Origin of the sequence: Muriicola sp., from assembly GCF_041567615.1 — a bacterium.
In the GTDB taxonomy this organism is placed as follows: Bacteria; Bacteroidota; Bacteroidia; order Flavobacteriales; family Flavobacteriaceae; genus Muriicola.
This window is the reverse complement of record NZ_JBFGBM010000181.1, coordinates 1-5,145: the sequence shown is the minus strand read 5'-3', so window position 1 is coordinate 5,145 and position 5,145 is coordinate 1. Positions and strand designations below refer to the sequence as shown.

Genomic DNA, 5,145 nt, shown 5'->3' with positions numbered 1-5,145 from the left:
TTTGATGGAGATTCCTAAGTCCGCCCTTATGAGAACCCTTTTGTATGCCACAGATTTTTCGGATAATTCCATTCCGGCTTTTCACTATGCCCAACTGTTGAGTGAACAACTGAACGCAAAACTTTTTGTACTCCACGTTTTTGACATGAAGGCCACTTTCATAAGCACGGTCAGTCTGACCTATGCCAAAAGGGAAGAGATCATGCTCAAAGAGCAGGCTGAAAAACTGGAAGATTTCTGTCATAAAAATGTTTTAAAAAAAGGTTTTCCAAAGGGCATGGAAATGATGGTACACGAACACGGAATCCCATCGGCCGGGATCCTTGAAAAAGTAGAATCCCTCAATGCGGATCTGATCATCATCGGCACAAAGGGGAGCAGTGTCCTGCAGGACCTTATCATGGGCAGTACGGCCAGTGCTTTGATCAGCAACTCTTATGTCCCGGTTCTGGCTATCCCCGATAAGGCTGAGAGGCGAACCATAAAAAGCATCGTATACGCAACTGCCTTTGAAGAAGCTGATATCCTGGCTGTCAGAAAGCTGGTAGCCCTGGCTCAACCCTTCGATGCCGAGATCAAACTCGTACATATCACCCATAAAAAGGAATACGCCGGGGAGGACCAAATGGAATGGTTCAAGGAGATGCTCGGAAACAAAGTGGACTACAGAAAGATCCTGTTCGACCTCCGATTTTCGGAAGATATTACCGGCAGCCTGCTGGACTACATCAGGGAAGAGAACGGTGACCTCATCGTGATGCTCGAACGGGACAGTGCGAACGCCCTGCAACGTTTGTGGCGTACGGATACTGTAAAAAAAGTAAAAATGCAACTGGAGCGCCCCCTCCTGAGCTTTCACAAAAAGCACCTCCCTTTTGATTAGAGGATTGGCGGGGTTCCCAGTGAGTGGGGAAATAGGCTCTTCTCACTTTATACTGAAAAAAGTAAAGACCTGACTTATATCATTTCATTTTTCATATAAGCAGGTTACATTCCTTAATAACCGTTTATCCATGGAACCTCTGAGAACAGAAAACCTGCGGCCCCTGGATGTATCTGAAAATCTGTGGGACCGTATCTTTACAGTAGCCCCCCTGGTGATCATAGGGACGGTAGAAGGCAATTCCTATGACCTGGCACCCAAACACATGGCTACGCCATTGGGCTTTGGGAATTATTTTGGCTTTGTCTGCACTCCCAGACATTGTACTTACAGGAATATAGAAAAGAGCGGGGAATTCACCGTCAGTTTCCCAAAACCCGATCAGGTCGTCGAGACCTCCCTCAGCGCTACCCCCAGATCTGGATGTTCCGATAAGGCCACGGATGTACTTCAGAACCTGTCGGTTCTCCAGGCAACTACCGTGAAAGCTCCGGTGATCGCAGGAGCTTATCTCTACCTGGAGTGTGAACTCTTCAGGATCATTGAAGGTTTTGACGATTACGGCCTGATCACGGGTAAGATCAGAGCCGCTCATGTCGACAAGGATTATTTGAAAGTCTCTGAAGTTGATGAAAGGGAGCAATTGATGAAAAACCCTCTGCTGGCATACATTGCACAGGGCAGGTATGCAAAGATTTCGGAGACCTTTAATTTTCCTTTCCCCAAAGATTTTAAAAAGTAACCCTTTGGATACTGCCATCAACATATTGAATTACCTGACCCGTCAGGAAGCGGCCATGAAAGTCCTCTTGAAGGATCTGGTACGGATGGAGAGTCCGTCGGGAGAACCGCATACCCAAAAACAAGTCCTGGCTCGTCTCGAAAAAGAATTGAAACAATTGGGTTTCTTCACGATGCGCATGCCGGGCAGGAAAACCGGAGGGTTTCTTTATGGGCGGCCGCGCAAAAGAGAAAAGGAGCAGCCGATACAGCTGCTTTTAGGCCATTGCGATACCGTCTGGAAGAGGAATACCCTGGCAGAGATGCCCGTGGTTGAGAACGAAGGTAGGTTGAAAGGACCGGGAGTATACGATATGAAAGCGGGACTCGTCCAGGTGATCTTTGCCCTCAAAGCGATCAGGGAATTGGGGATGGAGACCTCTTTGACCCCCGTCATCCTCTTTAACTCAGATGAGGAGATCGGCAGTATAGAATCTACACCCGCCATTAAAAAACTGGCGAGGATCTCAGAAAGGGCCTTTGTTCTGGAACCACCGCTTGATCTGGATGGAAAACTGAAAACTGCCCGCAAAGGCCTTGGCAGGTTTACCATCAAGGTTTATGGTGTAGCCGCTCATGCCGGACTGGATCCGGGGAAAGGGGTGAACGCCATCGTGGAACTATCCCGGCAAGTGCAGCAATTGTACGCCATGAATGATTTTGAAAAAGGGATCACGGTCAATGTAGGGATGATAGAGGGAGGGGTATCAGCCAACGTAGTTGCCCCGGAAAGCAGGGCAGTCATTGATGTCCGGGTCGAAAATACGGAAGACGGGGAGCGGATTACCGAAAAGATACTCGGCTTGAAGCCTTCCCTTCCTAACATTAAACTGGAGATCGAAGGGGGGATTGGAAGACCTCCCATGGAACGAAATGCCAGGAATCAGGAGCTCTGGAAGTTGGCACACGCCAAAGCGCTGACTTTGGGAATGGACCTGTCTGAGGGACTCGCAGGGGGCGGTTCAGACGGAAATACAACCAGTGTGTACACAGCTACCCTCGATGGCCTGGGCATACCCGGAGATGGGGCTCATGCTACGCACGAGTTCATTTTTGCAGATCAATTGCCAAAAAGAACGGCACTGCTGACACTTTTACTGCTTGCCGGGCCTAAATAAACAAGAAATGAAAACATACACACCTTCCTATTTTATCTTCACCTCCCTTACCCGGATCTCGGACCTGGAAGAAAAGGAATTCGGACTTGAGAAGCTGGACAGAGCCCATTGGTCGGCAGGGGATTACGTCGTTTGCCGAATTATTGATCCCGGGGATACTTCACTCCGCCTGGAACTCCCCAATGGGCGTATGCGAGGCGTCATTGGAGACGAGCATGTAGTAGGGGTCCTGGGAGAACGCTTTGCTACCCTGGAAGCCACTGGGACCTGGAAAGAAGTGGGTTCAGACGGAGAAATGAGCATCCTCACTGGCGGAGGCATCTTTGGCAAACTCACCAGCAAATCGGCCTTTATGCCTAACATGATGAAAATCAAATACACCGGTCATGTCGTCAGAAAAGGTAAAAAGATCACAATGGACCATTTCCTTCCAGACGTGGAGCCCATGGAGTTCAATACGCCGGTGGTATTGTTCATAGGCACTTCCATGTCTGCCGGTAAAACCACTTCGGCAAGGATCGTCACCAATATCTTGAAATCTGCAAATTACAAGGTGGTCGGTGCCAAACTAAGTGGTGCCGGGCGCTTTAAGGATATTCTTGCTCTGAAGGACGTCGGGGCCGATGCGGTCTTCGATTTTGTGGATGTGGGCCTGCCTTCCTCCATCTGTCCTGAAGAGGTGTTCCAAAAGAAATGCAGCATGCTTTTGAGTCTGGTAGCTCACCAGCATGCGGATGTCGCCATCGTGGAAGTGGGCGCTTCCCCCATGGAACCCTACAATGGAGACCTGGCCGTGAAAGCCCTTGGGAAAAATATCCGATGTACTGTTCTCAGTGCTACAGATCCTTACTCTGTATACGGGCTTATGAAGGCATTTAACACGGTCCCGGACATTGTGAGCGGGATCACGACGAATACGCTTGCCGGAATCAAAATGGTAAAAGACCTGTGCGGGGTCAGGGCGTTAAACCTGATCGACTCCAAAACCAATACCGAATTGAGAGAAATCCTCGCTCAAAAAACGGGGTTGAACTTGTAGGATCACCTGCACCGGAATTCTTTATCTTAAGGTGATCATCGGAAGCAGTCTAATTGGCATCCGAATTGACTAAATGCACAGAGTGTAAAGCTAAAGCAACATGTTTGATCTTAACTCGATCGGCAATACAGGCAAGCCCTCCGGCCTTGTGTTATGGTTACCGGGGATAGGGATCCTGTTCTTTTTGGTGCTTTATGTCATTGCTGCCTTCACCTACCCGGGGGGGTCCGCTGCTGAGCCCACCCATACCGGATTTGATTTCTGGAATAACTACCTGTGTGACCTGCTGGACGAATACGCTATTAACGGGGAGTTGAATACAGCGAGGTACTACGCCCGGGCATCCCTGTTCGCCCTCTGTTCCGGGCTTATCCTGCTCTGGATTTTCCTTCCCCGTCTATTCGACAAAAAGAATTTCGGACATTTCCTGATGTGGATCACAGGGATCACAGCCCTTTTCATCATCTTTTTAATGGGAACCCAGAATCACGACCTTATCGTAAGGCTTGCGGGTGTCTTTGGTTTTGCAGCTATTTTGTCCTGTGCCTGGGCCCTTGTAAAAGGAGGTTACAAGGCTTTGGGCGTTCTTGGATTTGTTTGTTTTACCGTGTTTTTGATCAACTATCTCATCTATGAGACCGGCTTTTTTATCGGCGCCCTGCCCCTGATCCAAAAAGTGACCTTTGTACTCTGCCTGACCTGGTTCTCAGGGCTTAATTATAATCTGATTAGAAAATTAAAACCTTTGAAGAAATCCGATTTCACGTAAAATCGGCCTAAATTAAAGAACGGTTTTTCGTATCTTTAAAAGAGGTCGAAAAAGTAGCGGGCCTGCCCGGACACTAACAATTCTGAAATAACCCTGTAAAAGATATCATCATGAATCCCACTCTCATTTTCTTTATGGTCATTATGCTGTTCCTGCTCTCCGGGATCCGCATCATCTTCGAATACAAACGCGCCCTGAAGTTCCGATTTGGAAAGTATGTCAAGACCCTGAACCCGGGTTTTCGGTGGATCATTCCCATCGTTGAGACCATACAGGTGGTGGACATCCGGGTGATCACCATCAACATTATTTCCCAGGAAGTAATGACGGAGGACAACGTTCCCTGTAGCATTGACGGAGTGGTCTTTTTCAGGATCACCAACCCAGAAAAGGCTGTCCTCGAGGTGGAGGAATTTTCCTTTGCCATCACCCAGCTTTCTCAGGCAGCCCTGAGGGACGTCTGCGGAAAGGTAGAACTGGATACCATTTTGTCCAAACGGGAGGAGATGGGGAAGAACATCAAGACCATAGTAGAGGCCGAGACCGGTGAATGGGG

General features: G+C 48.7%; 6 protein-coding genes. All 6 read left to right on the top strand.

The genetic code is table 11. The features are described from left to right. Nucleotides 1-883: universal stress protein (locus tag ABYP73_RS11180; protein WP_372974375.1), on the top strand; the 883-nt coding region annotated here is incomplete at its 5' end. Nucleotides 884-1,013: 130 nt separating this feature from the next. Next, nucleotides 1,014-1,625, top strand: a complete 612-nt coding sequence (locus tag ABYP73_RS11175; protein ID WP_372974374.1) for a flavin reductase family protein — start codon at nucleotides 1,014-1,016, stop codon at nucleotides 1,623-1,625. 4 nt (nucleotides 1,626-1,629) lie between these two features. After that, a complete protein-coding gene (locus ABYP73_RS11170; protein WP_372946164.1) occupies nucleotides 1,630-2,781 on the top strand; it encodes a M20 family metallopeptidase in 1,152 nt (383 codons plus the stop codon). Nucleotides 2,782-2,788: 7 nt separating this feature from the next. Next, a complete protein-coding gene (locus tag ABYP73_RS11165; protein WP_372946165.1) occupies nucleotides 2,789-3,820 on the top strand; it encodes a hypothetical protein in 1,032 nt (343 codons plus the stop codon). A 100-nt stretch (nucleotides 3,821-3,920) separates the two neighbouring features. Then, a complete protein-coding gene (locus tag ABYP73_RS11160; protein ID WP_372946166.1) occupies nucleotides 3,921-4,589 on the top strand; it encodes a hypothetical protein in 669 nt (222 codons plus the stop codon). Nucleotides 4,590-4,699: 110 nt separating this feature from the next. Further along, on the top strand, nucleotides 4,700-5,145 hold a 446-nt coding region (locus ABYP73_RS11155), incomplete at its 3' end, for an SPFH domain-containing protein (RefSeq protein ID WP_372974373.1).